The sequence below is a fragment of the Pseudomonas entomophila L48 genome, from assembly GCF_000026105.1.
Classification (GTDB): Bacteria; Pseudomonadota; Gammaproteobacteria; order Pseudomonadales; family Pseudomonadaceae; genus Aquipseudomonas; species Aquipseudomonas entomophila.
Genome location: NC_008027.1, coordinates 2,663,294 through 2,683,110 on the forward strand (window position 1 = coordinate 2,663,294; position 19,817 = coordinate 2,683,110).

Annotated in this window: 20 protein-coding genes; 18 read left to right on the forward strand and 2 right to left on the reverse strand. The window is 66.4% G+C overall.

Translation table 11 applies throughout. The features are described from left to right. Positions 1-37 precede the first annotated feature (37 nt). The 17 genes from PSEEN_RS11820 (at position 38) to PSEEN_RS11900 (ending at position 18,180) form a co-directional block, all read left to right on the forward strand. Positions 38-1,378: an MFS transporter gene (locus PSEEN_RS11820; protein ID WP_011533744.1), complete on the forward strand. Its 1,341-nt coding sequence runs from the start codon at positions 38-40 to the stop codon at positions 1,376-1,378. Between the two features lie 198 nt (positions 1,379-1,576). Continuing rightward, positions 1,577-2,581 carry an AraC-like transcriptional regulator QhpR gene (gene qhpR / locus PSEEN_RS11825; protein WP_011533745.1) on the forward strand — a complete coding sequence of 335 codons (1,005 nt, stop codon included), beginning with the start codon at positions 1,577-1,579 and terminating at the stop codon, positions 2,579-2,581. A gap of 90 nt (positions 2,582-2,671) precedes the next feature. Continuing rightward, positions 2,672-4,036: an NAD(P)/FAD-dependent oxidoreductase gene (locus tag PSEEN_RS11830; protein ID WP_158020246.1), complete on the forward strand. Its 1,365-nt coding sequence runs from the start codon at positions 2,672-2,674 to the stop codon at positions 4,034-4,036. Between the two features lie 279 nt (positions 4,037-4,315). Next, complete coding sequence (locus PSEEN_RS11835; protein ID WP_011533747.1) at positions 4,316-5,653, forward strand: DUF1329 domain-containing protein; 1,338 nt, start codon at positions 4,316-4,318, stop codon at positions 5,651-5,653. A gap of 18 nt (positions 5,654-5,671) precedes the next feature. After that, positions 5,672-7,498: a DUF1302 domain-containing protein gene (locus PSEEN_RS11840; RefSeq protein WP_011533748.1), complete on the forward strand. Its 1,827-nt coding sequence runs from the start codon at positions 5,672-5,674 to the stop codon at positions 7,496-7,498. A gap of 45 nt (positions 7,499-7,543) precedes the next feature. Then, a complete protein-coding gene (locus PSEEN_RS11845) occupies positions 7,544-9,904 on the forward strand; it encodes an efflux RND transporter permease subunit (protein ID WP_011533749.1) in 2,361 nt (786 codons plus the stop codon). A gap of 15 nt (positions 9,905-9,919) precedes the next feature. Next, positions 9,920-10,897, forward strand: coding sequence for a WD40/YVTN/BNR-like repeat-containing protein (locus PSEEN_RS11850; protein WP_158020247.1), 978 nt, complete (start codon positions 9,920-9,922; stop codon positions 10,895-10,897). A gap of 37 nt (positions 10,898-10,934) precedes the next feature. Beyond that, positions 10,935-12,155: an amine dehydrogenase large subunit gene (locus PSEEN_RS11855; RefSeq protein ID WP_083789173.1), complete on the forward strand. Its 1,221-nt coding sequence runs from the start codon at positions 10,935-10,937 to the stop codon at positions 12,153-12,155. After that, on the forward strand, positions 12,149-12,703 hold the full coding sequence (locus tag PSEEN_RS25810; protein WP_011533752.1) for a MauE/DoxX family redox-associated membrane protein: 555 nt from the start codon (positions 12,149-12,151) through the stop codon (positions 12,701-12,703). Before PSEEN_RS11855 ends, PSEEN_RS25810 begins: the two co-directional genes overlap by 7 nt. Further along, on the forward strand, positions 12,700-13,302 hold the full coding sequence (mauD, locus tag PSEEN_RS11865; RefSeq protein WP_044488048.1) for a methylamine dehydrogenase accessory protein MauD: 603 nt from the start codon (positions 12,700-12,702) through the stop codon (positions 13,300-13,302). Before PSEEN_RS25810 ends, mauD begins: the two co-directional genes overlap by 4 nt. Next, entirely contained in the window at positions 13,299-13,823 is a 525-nt protein-coding gene (locus PSEEN_RS11870) for a methylamine dehydrogenase light chain (RefSeq protein ID WP_011533754.1), read from the forward strand. The genes mauD and PSEEN_RS11870 overlap by 4 nt, the downstream gene beginning before the upstream one ends. A 3-nt stretch (positions 13,824-13,826) precedes the next feature. After that, positions 13,827-14,255, forward strand: a complete 429-nt coding sequence (locus PSEEN_RS11875) for a c-type cytochrome (protein ID WP_011533755.1) — start codon at positions 13,827-13,829, stop codon at positions 14,253-14,255. After that, positions 14,252-14,872 carry a c-type cytochrome gene (locus tag PSEEN_RS11880; RefSeq protein ID WP_231845307.1) on the forward strand — a complete coding sequence of 207 codons (621 nt, stop codon included), beginning with the start codon at positions 14,252-14,254 and terminating at the stop codon, positions 14,870-14,872. The genes PSEEN_RS11875 and PSEEN_RS11880 overlap by 4 nt, the downstream gene beginning before the upstream one ends. A 150-nt stretch (positions 14,873-15,022) precedes the next feature. Then, complete coding sequence (locus PSEEN_RS11885; RefSeq protein ID WP_011533757.1) at positions 15,023-15,538, forward strand: hypothetical protein; 516 nt, start codon at positions 15,023-15,025, stop codon at positions 15,536-15,538. Then, the gene (locus PSEEN_RS11890; RefSeq protein WP_011533758.1) at positions 15,535-16,239 is read left to right on the forward strand and encodes an NAD(P)H-dependent oxidoreductase; all 705 of its coding nucleotides are present in this window, start codon (positions 15,535-15,537) and stop codon (positions 16,237-16,239) included. Before PSEEN_RS11885 ends, PSEEN_RS11890 begins: the two co-directional genes overlap by 4 nt. A 144-nt stretch (positions 16,240-16,383) precedes the next feature. Beyond that, complete coding sequence (locus tag PSEEN_RS11895; protein WP_011533759.1) at positions 16,384-17,166, forward strand: enoyl-CoA hydratase/isomerase family protein; 783 nt, start codon at positions 16,384-16,386, stop codon at positions 17,164-17,166. Positions 17,167-17,358: 192 nt separating this feature from the next. After that, on the forward strand, positions 17,359-18,180 hold the full coding sequence (locus PSEEN_RS11900) for a MipA/OmpV family protein (protein ID WP_011533760.1): 822 nt from the start codon (positions 17,359-17,361) through the stop codon (positions 18,178-18,180). 3 nt (positions 18,181-18,183) lie between these two features. Here PSEEN_RS11900 and PSEEN_RS11905 read toward each other — a convergent pair whose 3' ends face one another. Together PSEEN_RS11905 and PSEEN_RS26125 are read right to left on the reverse strand one after the other, a co-directional pair. Beyond that, positions 18,184-18,645: a VOC family protein gene (locus tag PSEEN_RS11905; protein WP_011533761.1), complete on the reverse strand. Its 462-nt coding sequence runs from the start codon at positions 18,643-18,645 to the stop codon at positions 18,184-18,186. Between the two features lie 27 nt (positions 18,646-18,672). After that, complete coding sequence (locus tag PSEEN_RS26125) at positions 18,673-18,846, reverse strand: DUF2986 domain-containing protein (RefSeq protein ID WP_011533762.1); 174 nt, start codon at positions 18,844-18,846, stop codon at positions 18,673-18,675. Between the two features lie 199 nt (positions 18,847-19,045). Between PSEEN_RS26125 and PSEEN_RS11910 the strand changes: the two genes are divergently transcribed. Then, positions 19,046-19,816: a ribonuclease T2 family protein gene (locus PSEEN_RS11910; protein ID WP_011533763.1), complete on the forward strand. Its 771-nt coding sequence runs from the start codon at positions 19,046-19,048 to the stop codon at positions 19,814-19,816. The last annotated feature ends 1 nt before the right edge of the window (position 19,817 follow it).

Sequence of the window (19,817 nt, forward strand, 5' to 3'; positions counted from 1 at the left end):
GCTATTCATGGACAGCAACACGACAGGAGTTCCCTTGATGGGCATGTCACTCAGTACCCCCCAGCGCCAGCGGCGCCGGGCGTTTCTCGGCGCCACCACCGGCCACTTGATCGAATGGTACGACTACGGCGTCTACGGCTTCCTGGCCTTGTACATCGGCAAGGCCTTCTTCGTTTCCGACGACCCCACCAGCAGCTTGCTGGCCAGCTTCGCGGCCTTTGCCCTGAGCTTCTTCATCCGCCCCTTGGGCGGTTTGTTCTTCGGCCCCCTGGCAGACCGCATCGGCCGCCGCCGCACGCTGATCACGGTGCTGGTGCTGATGGCCGGCTCCACCTTCCTGCTCGGCCTGTTACCGACCTACGCCAGCATTGGTATCGCCGCGCCGGTGATCCTGGTGCTGATCCGCTGCGTGCAGGGCTTCTCCGCTGGCGGCGAGATCGGCACCATCACCAGTTTCATCTCCGAATACGCTGGCCCCGGGCGCCGTGGCTTCGCCACCTGCTGGCTGATGGTCACCGCCGTGCTAGGCCTGTTGCTGGGTGGCGCCGTGGCCAACGGCATGACCTGGGCGCTGGGTGCCGAGCTGATGCAGGAGTGGGGCTGGCGCATTCCGTTCCTGATTGCCGGCCCATTGGGCTTCATCTCGCTGTATATCCGCCTGAAGCTGGAGGACAGCCCGGAGTTCATCGCGCTGGTGGAGGCCGGGGAAACCTCCAAGGCGCCGCTGCGCGAGGTGTGGCAGTGGAAGCGTTCGATCGCCCTGGTGTTCTTCATCATCACCTTGCACAGTTCGATCTTCTACCTGGTGCTGACCTTCGCCTCGACCTACATGTCCAACACCCTCAAGTTCGACAGCGGCACCACCTTGCTTTACGTGTTCGTCGCCAGCCTATCGGCGGCGGTGGTGATGCCGTTTGGCGGCGCGTTCACCGACCGCTACGGGCGCAAACCGTTCCTGATGGTGATCGGCGTCCTGGCGACCCTGGCCATGTACTGGTTCTTCAAGGCGGCGCCCGGCGCCACCCCGGCCACCTTGTTCTGGCCGTTGATGGCGGTGGCGATCCTGTTCGGGCTGTATGCGTCGTCGACCTATGCGCTGATGAGCGAGCTGCTGCCGACGCGTATCCGCTCCACCGGCATCGCCATGGCCTACAACATCCCAGTGGCGGTGTTCGGCGGCAGCGCGCCGTTGATTTCCACCTGGTTGATCAAGGTGACCGGCGACATCACCGCGCCCTGGTATTTCTATGTGGCGACCGGGGTGGCATCGCTGATTGCGCTGGTGGTACTGCGCAAGGAAGATTTCGTGGCGTGTGCCCAGGATGTGCGGCAGCCGGGTGATATTGAATCGAGCCCCTTGAACCTGCGTTCGGTTTGACCCCGTGTAGGAGCCGGCCTTGCCGGCGAACACCGGCATAGCCGGTGCCAGCCACCGCGTTGCCTGTTTCGCCGGCAAGGCCGGCTCCTACAACTCCATTCGCACCTGCCTGTTGAGGCTTTGCCTGCTCTCGGCAACAATCGGTTACGATGCCGGTTGCTGAAAACGGCACAGACTCACTGGCCTGCGAAGAACAACATGAAATCAGCGCGCACCGTCATCTCGGAAAACTTCTTCCGCCGCTTCAAGCCCATCTTCGCCCCGCACCTGGACGCCCTGGGCATCGACCTGCCGTTGCTGGACCGCGCCGACATCGAGATCCCCGGCGACCAGTACGTCGCCCTGTGGGAAGCCGCCGGCACCCGCAACCCCGCCATCGGCCTGACCCTGGGCAGCCAGACCGAAGCCGACGACATCGGCGCCCTGGGCCACGCCCTGCATTGCGCGCCCAGCGTCGAAAAGGCGCTGATGACCTTGCACACCTACATCGTGGTGTTCGCCCAGGAGTCGTCCATCGACTACTGCTGCGAAAGCCGCCAGCTGCGCATCACCTACCAGGTCACCGACACCACCGTGGTCAACCGCCGCCAGGACGCCGAGTTCGCCATCGCCACGATTCTGCGCCAGCTGCAGTTGATCACCGCCAACCCGCTGCGGCCGTTGCGGGTGGACTTCGAGCACCCGCGCCCGGCGGATGTCTCGGTGCACAAGCAGCTGTTCATGTGCCCGTTGTTCTTCGGCCAGGCGACCAACCGCCTCACCTTGCCCATCGAGGTGCTCAAGCTGCCGGTGGCGCAGGGCAACGAGCGGCTGTTCCAGGCCCTGGAACCCTACCTGCAACGGGAGCGCGAGCAGCGCAGCGTCAGTGACGAACTGCTGCCCCAGGTCACCCGCATGATCGCCCTGGGCATGGCCAGCGGCGTGCCGTCGCTGGATGAGGTCAGCGCGCGCATGGGGCTGAGCCGGCGCACCCTGCAACGTCGGCTCAAGGACCAGGCCATCGAGTTCTCGGTGCTGGTGGAGGAGGTGCGTCGCGACCTGGCGCTGGACTACCTGAACCATTCCGACTACTCGATGACGCAGATCTCGCTGCTGCTCGGTTACGCCGAGTCCGGCTCGTTCACCCGAGCCTTCCGCCGCTGGACCGGGCAGTCGCCGCAGCAGTTCCGCCAGGCCGGGCGCGAGCCTGGCACGGCGTGCTGAAAATCTGGCGTCTGCAGTCAATCCAGGTGTCGTGCCGCTCGATAGGCTCGAAGGGACCGCATGTTCGTATGCGAAACCCGAGAGTCCAGCATGAATGACAACAACAATGACGCTGCGCATGAGCACCGCTCCTTCTGGCAACACGACTATGGCGCCTACGCGCCCAACACGCGCCTGACCGAAGACCTCAAGGTCGATGTGGCGGTGATCGGTGGTGGCTTCACCGGGCTCAACACGGCCTGGCAGTTCAAGCGCGACAACCCCGGCGCCCGGGTGGTGGTGCTGGAGGCGGCCTTGATCGGCTTCGGCGCCAGCGGGCGCAACGCCGGCTTCAGCACCAAGCTGTTCGGCCTGGAGCCGGAGCTGGTGGTGCTGCGCTGGGGGCGGCAGAAGATGATCGACGCCCACCGCTACCTCGAAAGGGCCGTGGCCTATACCCGCGAGGTGATCGACAGCCATGGCCTCGATTCGGATTACCGCCATGCCGGGTTGGTGCGGGTCAGCTATTCGCCGCAGCAGGTGGCACGCCTGGGCAAGACCCTGGAGCTGTACGAGTCGCTGGGGCTGGCGGCGGACATGCGCTGGCAGGACAGCGACGCGCTGCGCCAGCAATACGATTCGCCGCGGCTGCTGGGCGGCATTCGCGAAGCCGAGACCGGCTACCTCGACCCTTGCAAGCAGGTGCGCGGGCTCAAGGGCCTGGCGGCTTCGGTGGGGGTGCGTATCCATGAGGCGACGCCGGTGCTCGATATCGACAGCAGCGGTGCCGGCATCGTGTTGCGCACACCCGTGGCCAAGGTGACCGCCGACAAGCTGGTGATCGCCACCAATGCCTACTCGCGGCAGGTTCCTGGCTCCCGTCCGCTGGAGCGCCGGCAATTCCCGCTGTGGACCTACCAGGTGGTCACCGAGCCGCTGGGCGACGCGCTGTGGCAGCGCCTGGGCTGGCAGGGCAGGGAAGCGTTCGGTGACAACCGGCAGATGCTGCACTACTTCCGCCCGACCGTGGACGGGCGCATCGTCATGGGCGGCGGCGATGTACTGGCCTACACCGGCAGCGCCATGGACGAGCAACCGTCACCGGCCTGCTGGGCGCACTGCGAGGCGCACCTGAAGTGGATCTATCCGCAGCTGCGCGATGTGCGCATTGCCTACCGCTGGGGCGGGCCGGTGTCGGTGAACGCCGACATGGTGCCGGAGATCAGTTTCATCGGCGATGAGCGCATGGTCTACGCCGGCGGGTGTTTCGGCCATGGGGTTGCGCTGTGCCACCTCAACGGGCGGACCATCGCCGACTTGCTGCAGGGGCGGCGCAGCGAATTGACCGACTTCTGGATCGTCAATCGCAAGGCCATCGCCATGCCCGGCAACACCCTGTCGTGCTGGGCCGGGCGCACGGCGCGCCAGGCGCTGCGGGCGTGGGACTGGTGGGAGGAGCGCGCCCTCAAGGCCTGACAGGTTCTAGGGGATGTTCTTGTGGCGATCATGAAATCGAGCGCCGCCTGCGCGGCGCTCGGTCTGATCGGCGATGCATCTCCCCCGTCATGCCCTGGCACCGGATGACAAACACCCTGGCGCACGCGGCCAAGCCGCTGCCCACCGCCATTGAATACTGTCTGTTACGCAGAGCCGGAAACGCTTTTGGGGCCGCCCCTCGGCGGCCTCTTTTTTCCACCGCTCTGCCTGCAACGAACTGCCTTTCGATAACCACAACAATCACGCAAGGAAAGGTTCATGAAACGACGCCCCCTGTCCCTGTTGGGCGGCGCGCTGCTGGCGCTGCTCGGTACCACCACCTCGTTCACGGCCGTCGCGGCCCTCACCCCCACAGGCGCCGAGAAGGCTGGCAACGCCGACGGCAGCATCCCCGCCTGGACCGGCGGCCTGACCCAGGCCCCGGCCGGCTGGTCGCCAGGCCACGGCGACCCCTACGCCGGCGATAAGCGCCTGTACTCGATCGACGCCAGCAACGTGACCCAATACCAGGCGCAGTTGCCGGAAGGGCAGGTGGCGCTGATCAAGGCCTACCCGGGCTACCGCCTCGACGTGTACCCCAGCCACCGCAGCTGCGCGATCCCTGACGAGGTGGCGCAGCGCACCCAGGCCTTCGCCGGCCAGGCCAGCATCGGTGCCGACGGCTGGCGCCTGGAGCGTGCCGCCGGGGCGGCAGTACCGTTCCCGCAACCCAAGAGTGGCATCGAGGTGCTGTGGAACTACAAGCTGCGCTACATGGCCAAGGGCCGCAAGGCGCAGATCTCGTTCCTGCGCCGCGAGCCGGCCGGCGGCCTCACCGAGGTGCGCCAGTGGGCCAGCGAGTACTACCCCTACAACGACCCGGCGGTGAAGGCCCCGGCAGACACCGACGACGTCGAGGCCAAGCTGCTCTACGACATCCAGTCGCCGTCCTCGCGCGCCGGCGAGATGTACCTGGTGCACGCCCGCCTGGACCAGCCGCAGAACGCCTGGATCTACTTCCCCGGCCAGCGTCGCGTGCGCCAGGCGCCGACCTTCGCCTACGACAACCCGATCGCCGGCTCCGACAACCTGTACTTCGTCGACCAGATCAACATGTTCACCGGCGCCCTGGACCGCTACGACTTCAAGCTGCTGGGCAAGCGCGAGATGGTGGTGCCGTACAACTCCTACCGCCTGGTGGACAAGACCAACACCTACGACAAGCTGATCGGCGAGCACTACCTGGACCGCGACGCCCAGCGCTACGAGAAGCACCGGGTGTGGGTGGTGGAGGCCACGGTCAAGGCCGACAAGCGCCACTCGTTCGCCAAGCGCGTGTTCTATTTCGACGAGGACAGCTGGAGCCTGCTGCACGTGGACATGTACGACGCCAAGGGCAACCTGTGGCGGGTGCAGGAGGGCAGCCTGTGGGCCGATCCCGAGATCCAGGCCTGCACCAGCTTCGAGTACGTCAGCTACGACCTGATCGCCCGGCGCTACATCGCCGACGGCTTCACCCAGCAGGGCGCGGCCCTGGACCTCACCGCCGGCCTGCAAGGACGGGTCAGCGACAAGCAGTTCAACGCAGGCGAGCTACGCCGTCGCGGCGAGCGCTGACCGCCAGGAGACCAGAGCATGAACACATTCCCTTCGCGGGCATGGGCGAAGGCCGCCCCGTGCCCGGCGCTGGCCCTGGCTGCCCTCGGCCTGCTCGGCGCGCAACCTTGCCAGGCGTTCACATTCGGTAGCGAGGACGGTGTCTCGGGCAGCTTCGACTCGACCCTGTCCTACGGTTTCGCCAGCCGCCTGCAATCGCCCGACTGCCACTTGCTGGGCAACGACAACGGCGGCTGCAACACCGGCACAAACAACGAGCTGGGCCGCTATTACAACCTGGAGCGCGGCAACGGCTACGCCAACGCCGACATCAACTACAGCAACGCCGACGACGGCAACCTCAACTACCACAAGCACGACGTGTTCTCCCAGGTGCTCAAGGGCACCCACGAACTGAGCCTGCGTTTCGGCGAGGGTTGGAGCGCCCTGGGCCGGGTGGCCTGGGCGCGGGACTTCAAGATGGACGACACCCGTCGCACCGACCTGGAAGGCCCGGCCAGGCGCGATGCCACCAAGCGCTTCGACCTGCTGGACCTGTGGGTGGCGAAGCGCTTCGACATCGGTGAGATGCCGGCCAAGGTCAAGCTCGGCAACCAGGTGATCAGCTGGGGCGCGGAGCTGTTCGTCAGCGGCGGCATCAACCAGATCAACGCCCTGAGCCTGCCCAAATACCACACCCCGGGCACGCAACTGAAGGAGGTGTTCATCCCCGCGCCGATGGCCTCGTTCAGCCTGGGGCTGAGCGACACCCTGAACCTGGAGGGTTACTACCCGTTCAAGTGGAACGGCTACGACGTCGACCCGGTGGGCACCTACTTCTCCAGCGCCGACATCGCCGGCGAAGGGCGTCGGGCGATCTACTACCCGACGGGCTTCGTCGAAGGCCTGCAACCCGGCACCTGCGCGGGGACACCGACCGGCCGCTGCGGCGACCCGCTGACCAGCGGCCTGAGCCACGAGCAACTGGTGGCCAGCGGCCTGGCGGTGCCCTATGACGGCGAGCGCAAGCCCGGCAACGGCGGCCAGTACGGCCTGGCCCTGCGCTGGACGGCGGAGTCGATCAACACCGAGTTCGGCCTGTTCTACCAGCGCTACCACGACAAGCTGCCCTTCATCGGCTACACGGCGCGCAGCAACCCGGATGCCCTGGTGGTGGACGACTACTTCATCAACTACGGCGAGGACAAGGACCTGTTCGGCGCGTCGATGAGCACCCTGGTGGGGCCGGTGGCCGTGGCCGGCGAGCTGTCGTTCCGGCCCCACGACAGCGTGGCCATCGACCCGACGGTGGCCTTCGGGCAGGGCCTGACCGGCAGCCACAACCGCTACAGCGTGTTCGACACAGGGGTGAGCAAGGGATTCGTCGAGGAACGCAAGTGGCAGGCCGACGTCAACGCCACCTACACCTTCTCCGGCAACGACCCGCTGGGCTTCATCCCCAACGCCCTGGGCGCCTCGGACGGCTTCCTGCTGGCGGAGGTGGCGGTCACCCGCTATCCGGGGCTGGACACTTCGGGCCGGGTGCCCTACGTGCTGCCGGACTATTCGCTGCCGGACCGCACCTCGTGGGGCTATGTCACCGAGTTCGGGCTCAACTACCCGAACCTGTTCGACAGCGGCGTCACCGTCACCCCGCAGCTGGACTTCAGCCACGACGTCAAGGGCACCACGCCCAACGCCATGCCCTTCGTCGAGGGGCGCAAGTCGCTGACCACCGCGCTGCTGTTCAACTACCGCGACCGCTGGAAAGGCGGCCTGCAGTGGGTGCGCTACTGGGGGGGCGGCGACAACAACCTGATGGCCGACCGCGACTTCGTCAGCGGCAATATTTCCTACTCCTTCTGATCCGGCCGCCACGTGCTCGCGGGGCGCGTGGCGGGGAGGCTATTCATGCTGGCTTATCTGGTCTCGGCGCTCGAGCGCCTGGTCTTTCGCCATCGCCTGGCGACCCTCGGCCTGCTGGCCGTGGTCACCCTGGTGATGGGCCTGTTCGCCGCGCGTCTGGAGATGTCGGCGGGCTTCGACAAACAGCTGCCGCAGCAGCACCCCTATATCAAGACTTTCAACCAGTACCGTGACGTGCTGTTCGGCGCCAACCGGGTCATCGTGGTGCTGCGGGCGCGCCACGGCGATATCTGGAACCCGGCGGCGCTGACCCGCCTGCACGACTTGACCCAGACGCTGTTCTTCCTGCCGGGCATCGACCGGCGCAGCGTCACCTCGCTGTGGACGCCGAACACCCGCGCCGTGCAGATCACCGAGGAGGGCATGAAGGCCGAGGACGTGGTCGGCGGCGATGTCACCGTCGGCAACCTCGACGCCCGGGCCATCGCCGGCATACGCGAGCGCACCCTGGCCGGCGGCTTCGTCGGCAGCCTGGTGGCCAACGACCAGCGCGGGGCGATGGTGGTGGCGGAGCTGGCCGACCCGGACCCGGCCACGGGCAAGCGCCTGGACTATCTCGCCTTTAGCCGGCAGCTGGAGGAGCAGGTGAGGGCGCAGTACGCCAACACCGACTTCGACGTGCAGATCATCGGCTTCGCCAAGCAGATGGGCGATATCGGCGCCGGCGCCCGCAGCGTGGTCGAATTCTTCGCCCTGGCGTTCGTGCTCACGGCGCTGGCGGTCTATTGGTACACCCGCTCCTGGCGCCTGACCGTGCTGCCGCTGGTGTGCTCGCTGGTGTCGGTGGCGTGGCAGTTCGGCACCCTGACGCTGCTGGGCTTCGGCCTCGACCCGCTGGCGATCCTGGTGCCGTTCCTGGTGTTCGCCATCGGCGTTTCCCATGGCGTGCAGCAGGTCAACTTCATCGCCAAGGAGGTGTGTGCCGGTGCCGATGGCATGACCGCCGCCCGGCGCAGTTTCGTCGGGCTGATGATCCCGGGCACCCTGGCACTGATCACGGCTTTCGTCGGGTTTGCGACGCTGGTGCTGGTGCCGATCCCGATGATCCGCGAGCTGGCCATCACCGCCTCGGTGGGGGTGGCCTACAAGATCGTCACCAACCTGGTGATGCTGCCGGTGCTGGCCAGCTACTGCTGCTTCGACAGCCGCTACGTGGCACGGGTCGAGCGCCTGCGGGCGCGCCGAGAGGGGCTGATGACCGGCCTCGGGCGTATCGCCGAGCCACGCAACGCGGTGCTGGTGGCGCTGCTGGGTGCGGTGCTGATGGTGCTGGCGGTGTGGCAGAGCCAGGGCCGGCATGTCGGCCATGTGCTGCCTGGCGCACCCGAGCTGCACGCCGACTCGCGCTACAACCAGGACGTGGAGCAGGTGGTAGGGCACTTCGCCCTGGGCCTGGACCTGTTCACCGTGGCCGTGCAGACCCCGGCGGGCGGTTGCTACCGGCATGATGTGATGGCCTATGTCGACCGCCTGACCTGGTACCTGGGCACCTTGCCCGGCGTGTTGTCGGCGCAGTCGCTGCCGGCCATGGCCAAGCTGGCGGCCTCGGGGGTAAACGAAGGGCAGCCGAAGTGGGCGGCGCTGCCGGTCGACGAGCTGTCCCTGGGCGAGGCCGTGCGCCAGGTGCCCGAGGCGCTGCGCCTGTATGACGCCGACTGTACCGTGCTGCCGGTCAACCTGTACCTGGCCGACCACAAGGCCAGCACCCTCAAGCAGGTGACTGCGGCCATCGAGCAGTACCGCGAGCGCTATGTCCTGCCCGGGGTGAACGTGCGCCTGGCCAGCGGCAACGCCGGGGTGCAGGCCGCCACCAACGCGGTGGTGGAGGGCTCCGAGCTGCCGATGATGCTCTATGTGTACCTGACCATCGTGCTGCTGGTAGGGCTGGTGTACCGCGACTGGCGGGCCATGCTCGCCTGCTGCCTGCCGCTGACCCTGGCGACCTTCCTCGGGTACTGGTTCATGAAGGCCCTCGACATCGGCCTGACCGTGGCCACCTTGCCGGTGATGGTGCTGGCCGTGGGCGTGGGGGTGGATTACGCCTTCTACATCTACAACCGCCTGCAACTGCACCTGGCGGCGGGCCGCGACATCGTTGCCGCGTTCCAGCAGGCGTTGCGCGAGGTGGGCGTGGCCACGGTGTTCACCGCGCTGACGCTGTCGGTGGGGGTGGCCACCTGGTCGTTTTCGGCGCTGAAATTCCAGGCCGACATGGGCCTGCTGCTGACCTTCATGTTCATGGCCAACATGCTGATGGCGGTGACCCTGCTGCCGGCCCTGGCCGTGGTCCTGGAAATACTGGTTCCGCGACGGGGGCCGGTACGTGCGCCCCTGGTCGCCCATTAAGACGGAGGCATGCCGATGACGGCTGTTCGATTGCTGCCCTGGGTACTGGGGCTGATGTGCGCGGGGCAGGCCTGGGCGGCACCTGCCATTGCCTTGAATGATGTGCACCAGGCGCCGTTGGTGGCGGTCGGCCGGGCAGGGTCGGGGCTGGTGGCTGTGGGCGACCACGGTGTGGTGGCGTTGTCCGCCGATGGCCAGCAGTGGCGCCAGGCACGCAGCGTGCCGGTGGAAGGGCTGCTGACCGCGGTGAGTTTCATCGATAGCCAGCAAGGCTGGGCCGTGGGCCATGGCGGGGTGCTGCTGCACAGTGTCGATGGCGGCCAGGACTGGACCTTGCAAAAGCATCTGGAGGGCAGGCCGGTGTTGCTCTCGGTGCTGTTCACCGATGCCCGCCACGGCGTGGTGGTCGGTGCCTATGGCTATGCCGCGCGCACGGCCAATGGCGGCGTCACCTGGCAAGCGTTGCAGGTGGGCGAGGAGGGCGATGATTTCCACTTCAACCAGGTGTTCCAGGCCGCCGACGCCAGCCTGTTCATCGTCGGCGAGGCCGGCCACGCCTACCGCTCCACCGACCAGGGCGATTCCTGGCAAGCCCTGGACACGGGCGTCAGTGGCTCGCTGTGGACCGGCACCGGCCTGCGCGATGGCCGTGTGTTGCTGGCGGGCATGAGCGGGCGGGTATTGCTGGGCGACAGCCAGGGCCGGCATTGGCAGGTGCTCGACAGCGGCAGCCGCGAGGCGATCACCGCCGTGGCGCAACTGGACGACGGCCGCGTGGCCCTGGTGGGCAACGCCGGCCTGGTGGCGGTCTCCGACACGTTGGTGGCGCACTTCACCAGCACCCAGCGCGAGGACCGGCAGAACCTCGCGGCCCTGGTCGCGCAGCCGGGTCATCTGTTGCTACTCGGCGCCGCAGGTGTGGTCGACAGCGTGGCACCGGATGCCAAGCCGACTGTCACCGCGCGCCAATCCACCGAAAATGCCCCTCGATAGACTCAAGCCCAGGCCGATCGCCTGTTGCGGAGCCCCTATGTTCAAGCGTTCCTTGTGTTATCTGCTGTGTGGCCTGTCGTTGCTCGCCGGTGCTTCAACGGTGTTGGCCGGCTTCGTGCCGGAGCAGGCCCGTGTCGAAGTGCTCGGCGATCATCGTGACCAGCACTGGTTCTGGATCTGGGGCAGCAATGCGCCCAACATGGTCGATGGCCGTGCCTACCTGTTCGACGACGAGGGCCGCAACCTCGGCCAGCTGAGCACCGGCATCTGGTCCAACGGCCTGCAACTGGCGCGCAGCCGCGACGAGTTGTACGCCACCGAGATCTACTTCAGCCGGGGCGTGCGTGGCCGGCGCAGCGACGTGGTCACGGTGTACGACGCCAGGACACTGAGCCCCAAGCGCGAGATCCCGATCCCGGCCAAGCGCATGACCGCGCTGATCTCCACCGGCCTCAGCGTGCTGTCCGACGACGAGCGTTTCCTCTTGGTGCTCAACTTCACCCCGGCGCAGTCGATCTCGGTGGTGGACTTGGAGCACAACCGCTTCGTCACCGAGGTGCCGATCCCGGGGTGCGCATCGATCTACCCGGCCGGCCCCCGCGACTTCTATGCCATCTGCGGCAATGGCGGGTTCTTCCACCTGCGCCTGGATGAGCAAGGGCAAGTGGCGTTGCAGGAACGCACCCCGCCGGCATTCGACCCGTTGCAGGACCTGCTGCTGACCACCGGTGTGCGCGATGGCGACACCTGGTACTTCGTCTCCCAGCACAACCGCGCCTATGCCCTGGGCTTGGGCGCCGACGGTGTGCGGCCGCTCAAGCAGTGGTCGCTGGTCAGCGACCAGGAACGCGCCGATGGCTGGGGCATCGCCGGCAACCACGGCGTGGCCCTGCACCAGCAAAGCGGGCGGTTGTACGTGCTGATGCACAAGGATGTGCCGGAGAACTACCAGAAGCCCGGCACCGAGGTGTGGGTTTACGACGTGGCCACGCAACAGCGGGTGACGCGCCTGTCCCTCGAGGGGCAGAGCACCGCCATCGGCGTCAGCCAGGGCGACCGGCCACGGTTGTACAGCCTGGACTGGGTGGTGCCCATGCCGAGCCTGTTCACCCTGTGGGTCTACCTGACCGAAGGCGAGGCCGGGCTGACGCCGCTGCTGCGCCAGGGCGTGAACCTGTACGACGCCGACAGCGGCGAGCACCTGCGCAGTGTCGGCGATATCCCTTTGGGCTTCCTCAACGTGGTGATGCCATGGTGACTTTCGAACTGCTGCATGACCCCTTGGTGCATGTCGCCAGCGTCGGTGGGCTGACCCTGCTGCTGGGCACTGCCGTGTTGCACAAGCTGCACGACCCTGAAGCGTTTGCCGGTGTACTGCAACGCTACGCCCAGGTATTGGGCCGCTGGTGCGCGGCGCCCGTGTGGCCGCACCTGTTGCCGGTGCTGGACGTGCTGGCCTGCGCCGGGTTGCTGCTGAGCCTGTGGTGGCCGATGGCGGCGCTGCCCGCCGTGGCGTTGCTGGTGCTGTATGCCGGCGTGCTGGCGGTGGCTGCGGGCGAAGGTAGTTCCCTGGAAGACTGCGGCTGCCACTTCGGCGGCCGCCGCCAGCCGCCGTCCCGGGCGCTGGTCTGGCGCAACCTGCTGCTGGCGCTGGCCGCCGGCAACCTGCTCATACCGATGAGCGAACGCTCGCTGACCTGGCTCGACGGCTGCACCCTGGTGTTCGCCTTCATCAGCGTCGCCGCCCTGTACCTGCTGGCCAACCAGTTGATCTCCAACCGTGCAACCCCGAGGCAACGGCCATGACTTACGCACTGATCATTTCCAGCCTGCTGTCCTGGGCGATCATCCTGATGCTGACCCTTGCCGTGTGGGCCCTGGCGCGCCAGGTCGGGCTGCTGCACGAACGCATCCAGCCGGTGGGGGCGTTGTCCCTGGGCAAGGCGATCAAGGCCGGAGACACGGCGCCGGTGTTCACCCTGGCCAGCCTGACCGGAGGCTCGGTCAGCCTCGGCGGCGCCAACGGGCAAGGGCAGGGCACCTTGCTGTTCTTCCTGTCCGAGACCTGCCCGGTGTGCAAGACGCTGCTGCCGGTGCTCGATGCGCTGCGCCGCCAGGAGCGCCTGAGGGTCGTGCTGGCCAGCGATGGCGAAGCGGATGAGCACCTGGCTTTCATTGCCGCCCACGGCTTGCAGGCGTTCCCCTACCTGCTGTCCCGAGAAGTGGGCCTGGCCTACCAGATCAGCAAGCTGCCCTACGGCGTGCTGATCGACGAGCGTGGCACCGTCGCCAGCCACGGCCTGGTCAACACCCGCGAGCACCTGGAAAGCCTGCTGGAAGCGCGGCGCCTGGGGCATGCCACCGTCCAGGCATACAACGCCGCGCAACAGGGGCTGCAGCCATGACGATTCGCTGGTTCGACGAAGCCACCCAACTGCTGACTCGCCGCGTCGCCCGTGGTACCTCGCGCCGGGGGTTCCTCGGCGGCCTGGGCACCTTGCTGGTCGGCGCCGGGGCGACCACGTTGCTGCCGGTGTTCCGCGGCGGCGCCTTCGCCCAGCCCAGCGCCGGCCTGCAGGAGTCGGGCGACCCGAACAGCTGCGAGTACTGGCGCCACTGCGCCATCGACGGCTTTCTCTGCGGCTGTTGCGGCGGCACCTCCAGCAGCTGCCCGCCGGGCACCGTGCGTTCGGACATCACCTGGATCGGCACCTGCCGCAACCCCACCGACGGCAAGGACTACGTGATCTCTTACAACGACTGCTGCGGCAAGAGCAACTGCGGCCGCTGCGTGTGCCAGCGCGACCAGGGCGATACGCCGCTGTACCGCCCGCAAAGCTCCAACGACCTGAACTGGTGCTCCGGCAGCCAGGCGGACATGCCCTACCACTGTTCGCTGTCGGTGGTGATCGGGGTCAAGGAGTAGGGCATGGCCGGATACCTGTCGTGCGCGTTCACCCTGGCCCTGCTGGCGTTCGCCGGCAGCGCCCTGGCCACCGAGCCGCGCCAGTTCGACTACATGCTCAACTGCCAGGGCTGCCACCTGCCCGACGGCAGCGGCAACCCGGGGCGCAGCGTACCGGCGTTCCCTGGGCAGCTGGGCAAGTTCCTCGGGGTGCCGGGTGGGCGCGAGTACCTGGTGCAGGTACCGGGCTCGGCCTTGTCGGGGCTGTCGGACGACGCCCTGGCAGGGGTGCTCAACTGGATGCTGGCGCGTTTCGACGCCGGCAATCTACCTAGCGATTTCAAACCCTACAGCGGCGCCGAAGTGCGGCAGTGGCGCGGCTCGGTGCCCGCCGATGTCGAGGTCACGCGCAAGCGGCTGCTGCAACGCATTGCCCAACGAGAACAACAATGAGAGCACTTCAACCGATGAAGCCACGCCTTTGCGCCGGCCTGCTGGCCCTGGCCAGTACCTTCATGGCCCACGCCGAAGCCGCGCCTGCCCAGGCCGCCACCTGTGTCGTCTGCCATGGCGCCCAAGGCCAGGGCAATCCGGCGCTGGGCGCACCGCGCCTGGCCGGGCAGCAGGCCGAATACCTGCTCACGCAGCTGCGCGATTTCAAGGCTGGGCGCCGGGGGTATGACCCGCAGGACAGCCATGGCGCGCAGATGCGGGCGATTGCCGCGACGGTTCAAGAGGGGGAGCAGGAGCTGCTGGCGCGCTACTTCGCTGAACTTGACGGTGGCGCCGTTGCGCCGCCAGTGCCCGGCGCGCCGGGCCAGGCGCTCTACCAGGGCACCTGTGCCGCCTGCCACGGGCCGCAGGGGCAGGGGTTCGCGCATTTGAAGACACCGAATCTGCGGATGCTCGACCGGGCCTATCTCGACCGCCAGTTGGTGGCCTTCCGTGAAGGAACCCGGGGCAGCGAGCAGCACGGCAGCGAGCTGGCGATCTGGATGCGCGGCATTGCCCTGCAACTGCATGACGATGAACAGCGGCGGGTATTGCTCGACTATATCGCCACCCCATGACCTGCGAACCAACAACCTTTGTAGGAGCGGCTTCAGCCGCGATCACCCGCAAAGCGGGTGCCCGGCACCGCGGTGCCCGCATCGCGGCTGAAGCCGCTCCTACAAGAATGGATTTCCAATGCTTTGAATTTGAGGAGAAGTGACCCCTCCATGCCATCCCCCAAGTTTCTCAAGGGCTTTCGCCACGAACTGGCCAACCGCGCCTTCGCCCTGGCCGCCGTCCGGCGCATGGCCTCGCGCCTGCAAGGCGAGCAGGCGCACCTGTTCTGGAAAACCTACGCCGACCTCGAAACCTTCAACCAGCCGCGCTACCAGGCCGCAGCCGACCTCTGGGGGCTGGACACCACGCCTGGCGTGCTGACACGCCTCAAGTCCTGGCTGGTGGCCTCGGTGCCCCGGCCCCTGCAAGGCCTGCTGCTGCGCGTCGTCTATCGCGAGACCGTCAAGTACATGGCCTGGCTGCAGGGCCTGCGCAAGATCGGCCCCGGTGATGCGCAGCGCTTCCTGGACTACATGATCGACCAGGAGCAGCTGCAGCTGGACATGATGCGCCTGGCCCTCACGGGACGTTACCGCGATGTGGCGCGCCAGGCCGATGCGTTCTTGCTCAAGTACAACGGCGTCAAGCTGCTGGCATTTTCCCCTGAAACGATGGAGTCGAAATGAACGTCCTGATCGTCCACGCGCACAACGAACCGCAATCCTTCAACAGTGCCATGGCCCGGCTGGCGGTGGAGGTGCTGGAGGGCCAGCGCCATACCGTACAGGTTTCGGACCTGCACGCCATGGGCTTCAACCCGGTCGCCAGCGCCGAAGACTTCCAGCAGCGTGCCAACGACGATTACCTGGTCTATGCCCTGGAGCAGCGCCACGCCTTCAACAACGGCTCCCTGGCTGCCGACATCGTCGCCGAGCTGGACAAGATTCGCTGGGCCGACCTGATCATCCTCAACTTCCCGATCTACTGGTTCAGCATGCCAGCCATCCTCAAGGGCTGGATCGACCGGGTGTTCGTTTCGGGCTACTGCTATGGCGGTACGCGCATCTACGACCGTGGCGGGCTCAAGGGCAAGCGGGCGATGCTGAGTTTCTCCCTGGGCGGGCAGGCGCATATGTTCGGGCCGGATGCGGTGCATGGCGAACTCGACACGTTGCTGCGGCCAATCCAGCGCGGTGTGCTGGGTTATGTCGGGCTGGCGGTGCTGCCGCCGTTCGTGGCGTTTCATGTGCCCTATATCAGCGAAGAGGCGCGCCTGCAGTACCTGGCGCAATACCGCCGGCACCTGCTGACGCTCGATGAGCGGGCGCCGCTGGTGTTTCCGTCGCTGGATGATTTTGATGCCAATCTGCGGCCCAAGGGGGGCTGAGAGGGTTTCTCGCAAGGCTTTGTTCTGACGGCACCGTCCCATTCGCCGGCAAAGCCGGCTCCTACAGGTTAAGTGCCGATCCGCAGGCTGGCGCAGAGATCTTTGCTGAATTCACCGAATCGGCTTTTTTAAGGATGGTTGACCATGGCTGTTCATATCGAGCGTTGCGCAGGTATCGCTTACCTCACGCTGGATCACCCCGCACGCCGCAACAGTTTCGACCTGCCCATGGCCGCGGCCCTGCGTGACTGTGTCCGCAGCCTGGTGGCGGAGCCACCCAAGGTGGTGGTGTTGCGCAGCAGCGGCGAGCACTTCTCGGTGGGTGGAGACGTTCAGTATTTCCGCCAGTTGCGCGAAGGGCCGCAGGACGCCCGCACGGAAGACGTCGCGCACCTGGTCGGCGCAGTGAACGAGGCGGTACTGGGCCTTACCGCGCTGCCTTGCCCTGTGCTGGGCCTGCTCAACGGCGCCGTTGCCGGTTTCGGGCTATCCCTGGCGCTGAGCTGCGACCTGCTGATTGCCGCCGAGGACGCCAGCCTCGTATACGCCTATGGCGCCATCGGCATTACCCCGGATGGTGGCGGCAGTTGGCACCTGCCCCGCCACCTCGGGTTGCACCGGGCATTGGCCCTGGCGTTGCTCAACCGGCCACTGCCCGCTCGTGAGGCCCAGGCGCTGGGGTTGGTGGTCGACGTGGTGCCCCGCGAAGCCTTGCAGGCTTCGGGCATGGCGATGGCCAAGCGCCTGGCGGGCGGTGCCGCTGCCGCGCATGGCGGGGCCAAGCGCTTGTTGCGCGGTAGCCTGGATTGCGACCTGGCCACCGCGCTGGACAGGGAGCGTGCGTTGTTTGTGCACTTGAGCGGCAGCGACGACTTCGCTGAAGGGGTGGATGCCTTTTGTCAACGCCGCTCGGCGTCTTTTAGCTGAATGACGACCTGACCTCCTGTAGGAGCCAGCTTTGCTGGCGAACCAGGCGCGTACGGTGCCGTGCCATTCGCCAGCAAGGCTGGCTCCTACAGGAGGATTTCTTCCGTCTTGACAGGAACTTGATAAACCCTGAAAGGAACGTTGAATGTCCCTCGCTAGCATGTTCCCCATACACACTAACGAGTCATGGACATGTTCGAATCGAAATCCATCAGGAAAGTTCTCGGCGCTTCGTTCGCCTTCAATGCGATCCTGGCATCGACCCAGGCCAGCGCAAATGAAAAAAGTGCGCTGGACAGCATCTGGGGTGATGAAACCAAGGTGACCGCAGGCTTCGCCCTGCACACCGCGCCGCGCTATTTCGGCGCCAAGGGCAGCCAGGGCCATTTGCTGCCGTCGGTCACCGTGCAGCGCGGCATCTTCTTCGCCGACAGCCTGTCGGGGGTGGGCGTGCAGTACCAGTCCGACAATGGCTTCAGCGCCAGCGCCGCACTCGGCTACGACTTCGGTCGCGCCGACGGCGACAGCAAGTACCGCAATGGCTCGGACAGGCTCGAGGGCATGGGCGCGGTGGGCGGCGCGACGGTGGTCGACATCAACCTGTCGCAGCAGATCCTGCCGTGGCTGGCGGTCACCGCCGAGGCCGAATTGCGTACCGGTGGCTACAAGCGTGGCGACCGCTACCAGTTCGGCTTGCTGAGCACGCTGCACCAGAGCGACCGCGACACCGTCACCTTGAGCCTGAACGGCCATGCGGGGCAGGCGAAGTACAACCAGACCTACTTCGGCGTCACCGCCGAGCAAAGCGAGAAGACCGTGTTCGAGCGCTTCAAGGCGGACCAGGGCATCTACGCCTACTCCAGCGAACTGGCGTGGATGCACCAGTTCGACCAGCACTGGTCGACCATCGCCAGCGTGAATGTCATGCACTACACCGACCAGGTGCGCAAGAGCCCGGTCATTCGCCAGGACACGCCGGTGACCTCCACCTTCGGGGTGCAGTACGCGTTCTGATACCTACGGTGCGCGGAACGCTTCTTCAATGAAGGCCTCGAGTGCCTGGGCCTCGAGGATTTCGATCGAGAAGTGCCCGAAGCGTTTCGGTAGCCAGATGATCCGCGCACCGGCAGGAGACTGCAGGTGCTCGCGGGCCAGCGGGTTGCCGTTCTCGTCTTCGGGCTGCACGCCGTTGGTCACCAGTTGGTCATAGGCCTGCTCGATGTCCGGCGTGCTATAGCAGTGGCGGTAGATCATGCCTTCGCCATGCGTGTCCAGCAGGTCCTTCAGGTTGCCTGCCAATGGCTGGACCAGCATGAAGCGTTCCTCGCCGAGCAGGGCGATCGCGTAGCGTACGTGCAGGCCGCCGCGCTCCCACACCAATGTCCTGGAGATTCGAGCGCCCAGCACCTGGGCGTAGTAGGCGCAGGCGGCCTCAAGGTCGGTGACCAGCACATCGACATGGCTGAACTTCAGGTCCATCGCATTGCTCTCCAGTGGCGGCTGCGCTCAGGGCTGTGGCGGTGTATCGGGGGGCGGCTCGGCCTGTTGGCTGGCCTCGGCAGCCAGCTTCGCCCGGTCGGCCTTGGAAATGTAAGTGTTGCGGTTTTTCGGCGCGAGCTTGGCGCTGGCCTTCTTGGCGTGGGCTTTCAACAGCTGGTTGATTTTTTTGCGACGGTTCATGTTCTGTGATCGAAAAGAGGCGGGTGAGGACTGTACCCGAGGGCAGTGCCGCGCGCGATTATACTTCGCCTTGGCCGCTGGCTGGCCAGCTCGGGCCGACCAGCCACTGACGAATCGTCACATTCGAAGCACACCATCGCCTGGCTGGTACCCAGCACACCCGCGCATGGAGCGCATCGAACCAGACAAGGAGTTAATCATGGGAAGCCAATCATTGCGTTCGGCCTGGATGAAAGCACTGCTTTGGGGAGCACTGACAGCGTTCGCCAGCCAGGCCACCGCCGAGGAAGTCTGCGCATTGCCCGATACCGTGGAGCCCGCGCCGCCACGCCCGGTGGACTACGTCAACAAGGACCTGCCCACAGACTACCTGGCTCTGGTGCTGTCCTGGTCGCCGGAGCACTGCGAGGCCCAGCGCAACAAACCCAAGGCGCAACGTGAGAAACATGCCTTCCAGTGTTTCTCCGGCAACCGTTTCGAATGGGTGGTGCATGGCCTGTGGCCGCAGAACGGCTACGCCCGGTCCGACCGCGACCATCCACGTAACTGCCAGAGCGTCGGCTCGTTGCCGGCCGCGCTGGTCAAGCAGCACCTGTGCATGATGCCGGGCGCGGACCTGATGCAGAACGAATGGCAGGCCCACGGCACCTGCGGCTGGTCGTCCCCCGATCGCTATTTCGCCGATATCCAGCGGGTGTACGACACGCTGCGCCGCCCCACCACGCAAGAGATGCTGGGCACCGACCCTGGTCCGAACCAGCTGGTGGAGACCAAGGTGAGCACGATCAAGCAGGCCTTCCTGACGCGCAACCCGGCACTGCCCGCGCAGAGCCTGCGGGTTTCAGTGGGCTCGGGCAACCGCCTGAAGGAGCTCTGGGTCTGCCTGGACAAGCAGCTCGCGCCCATGCCGTGCCCGGCGGGCGGTACTCCCGACAACCAGCAGATCAAGGTCCGGTCGCCGTACCAGTGAG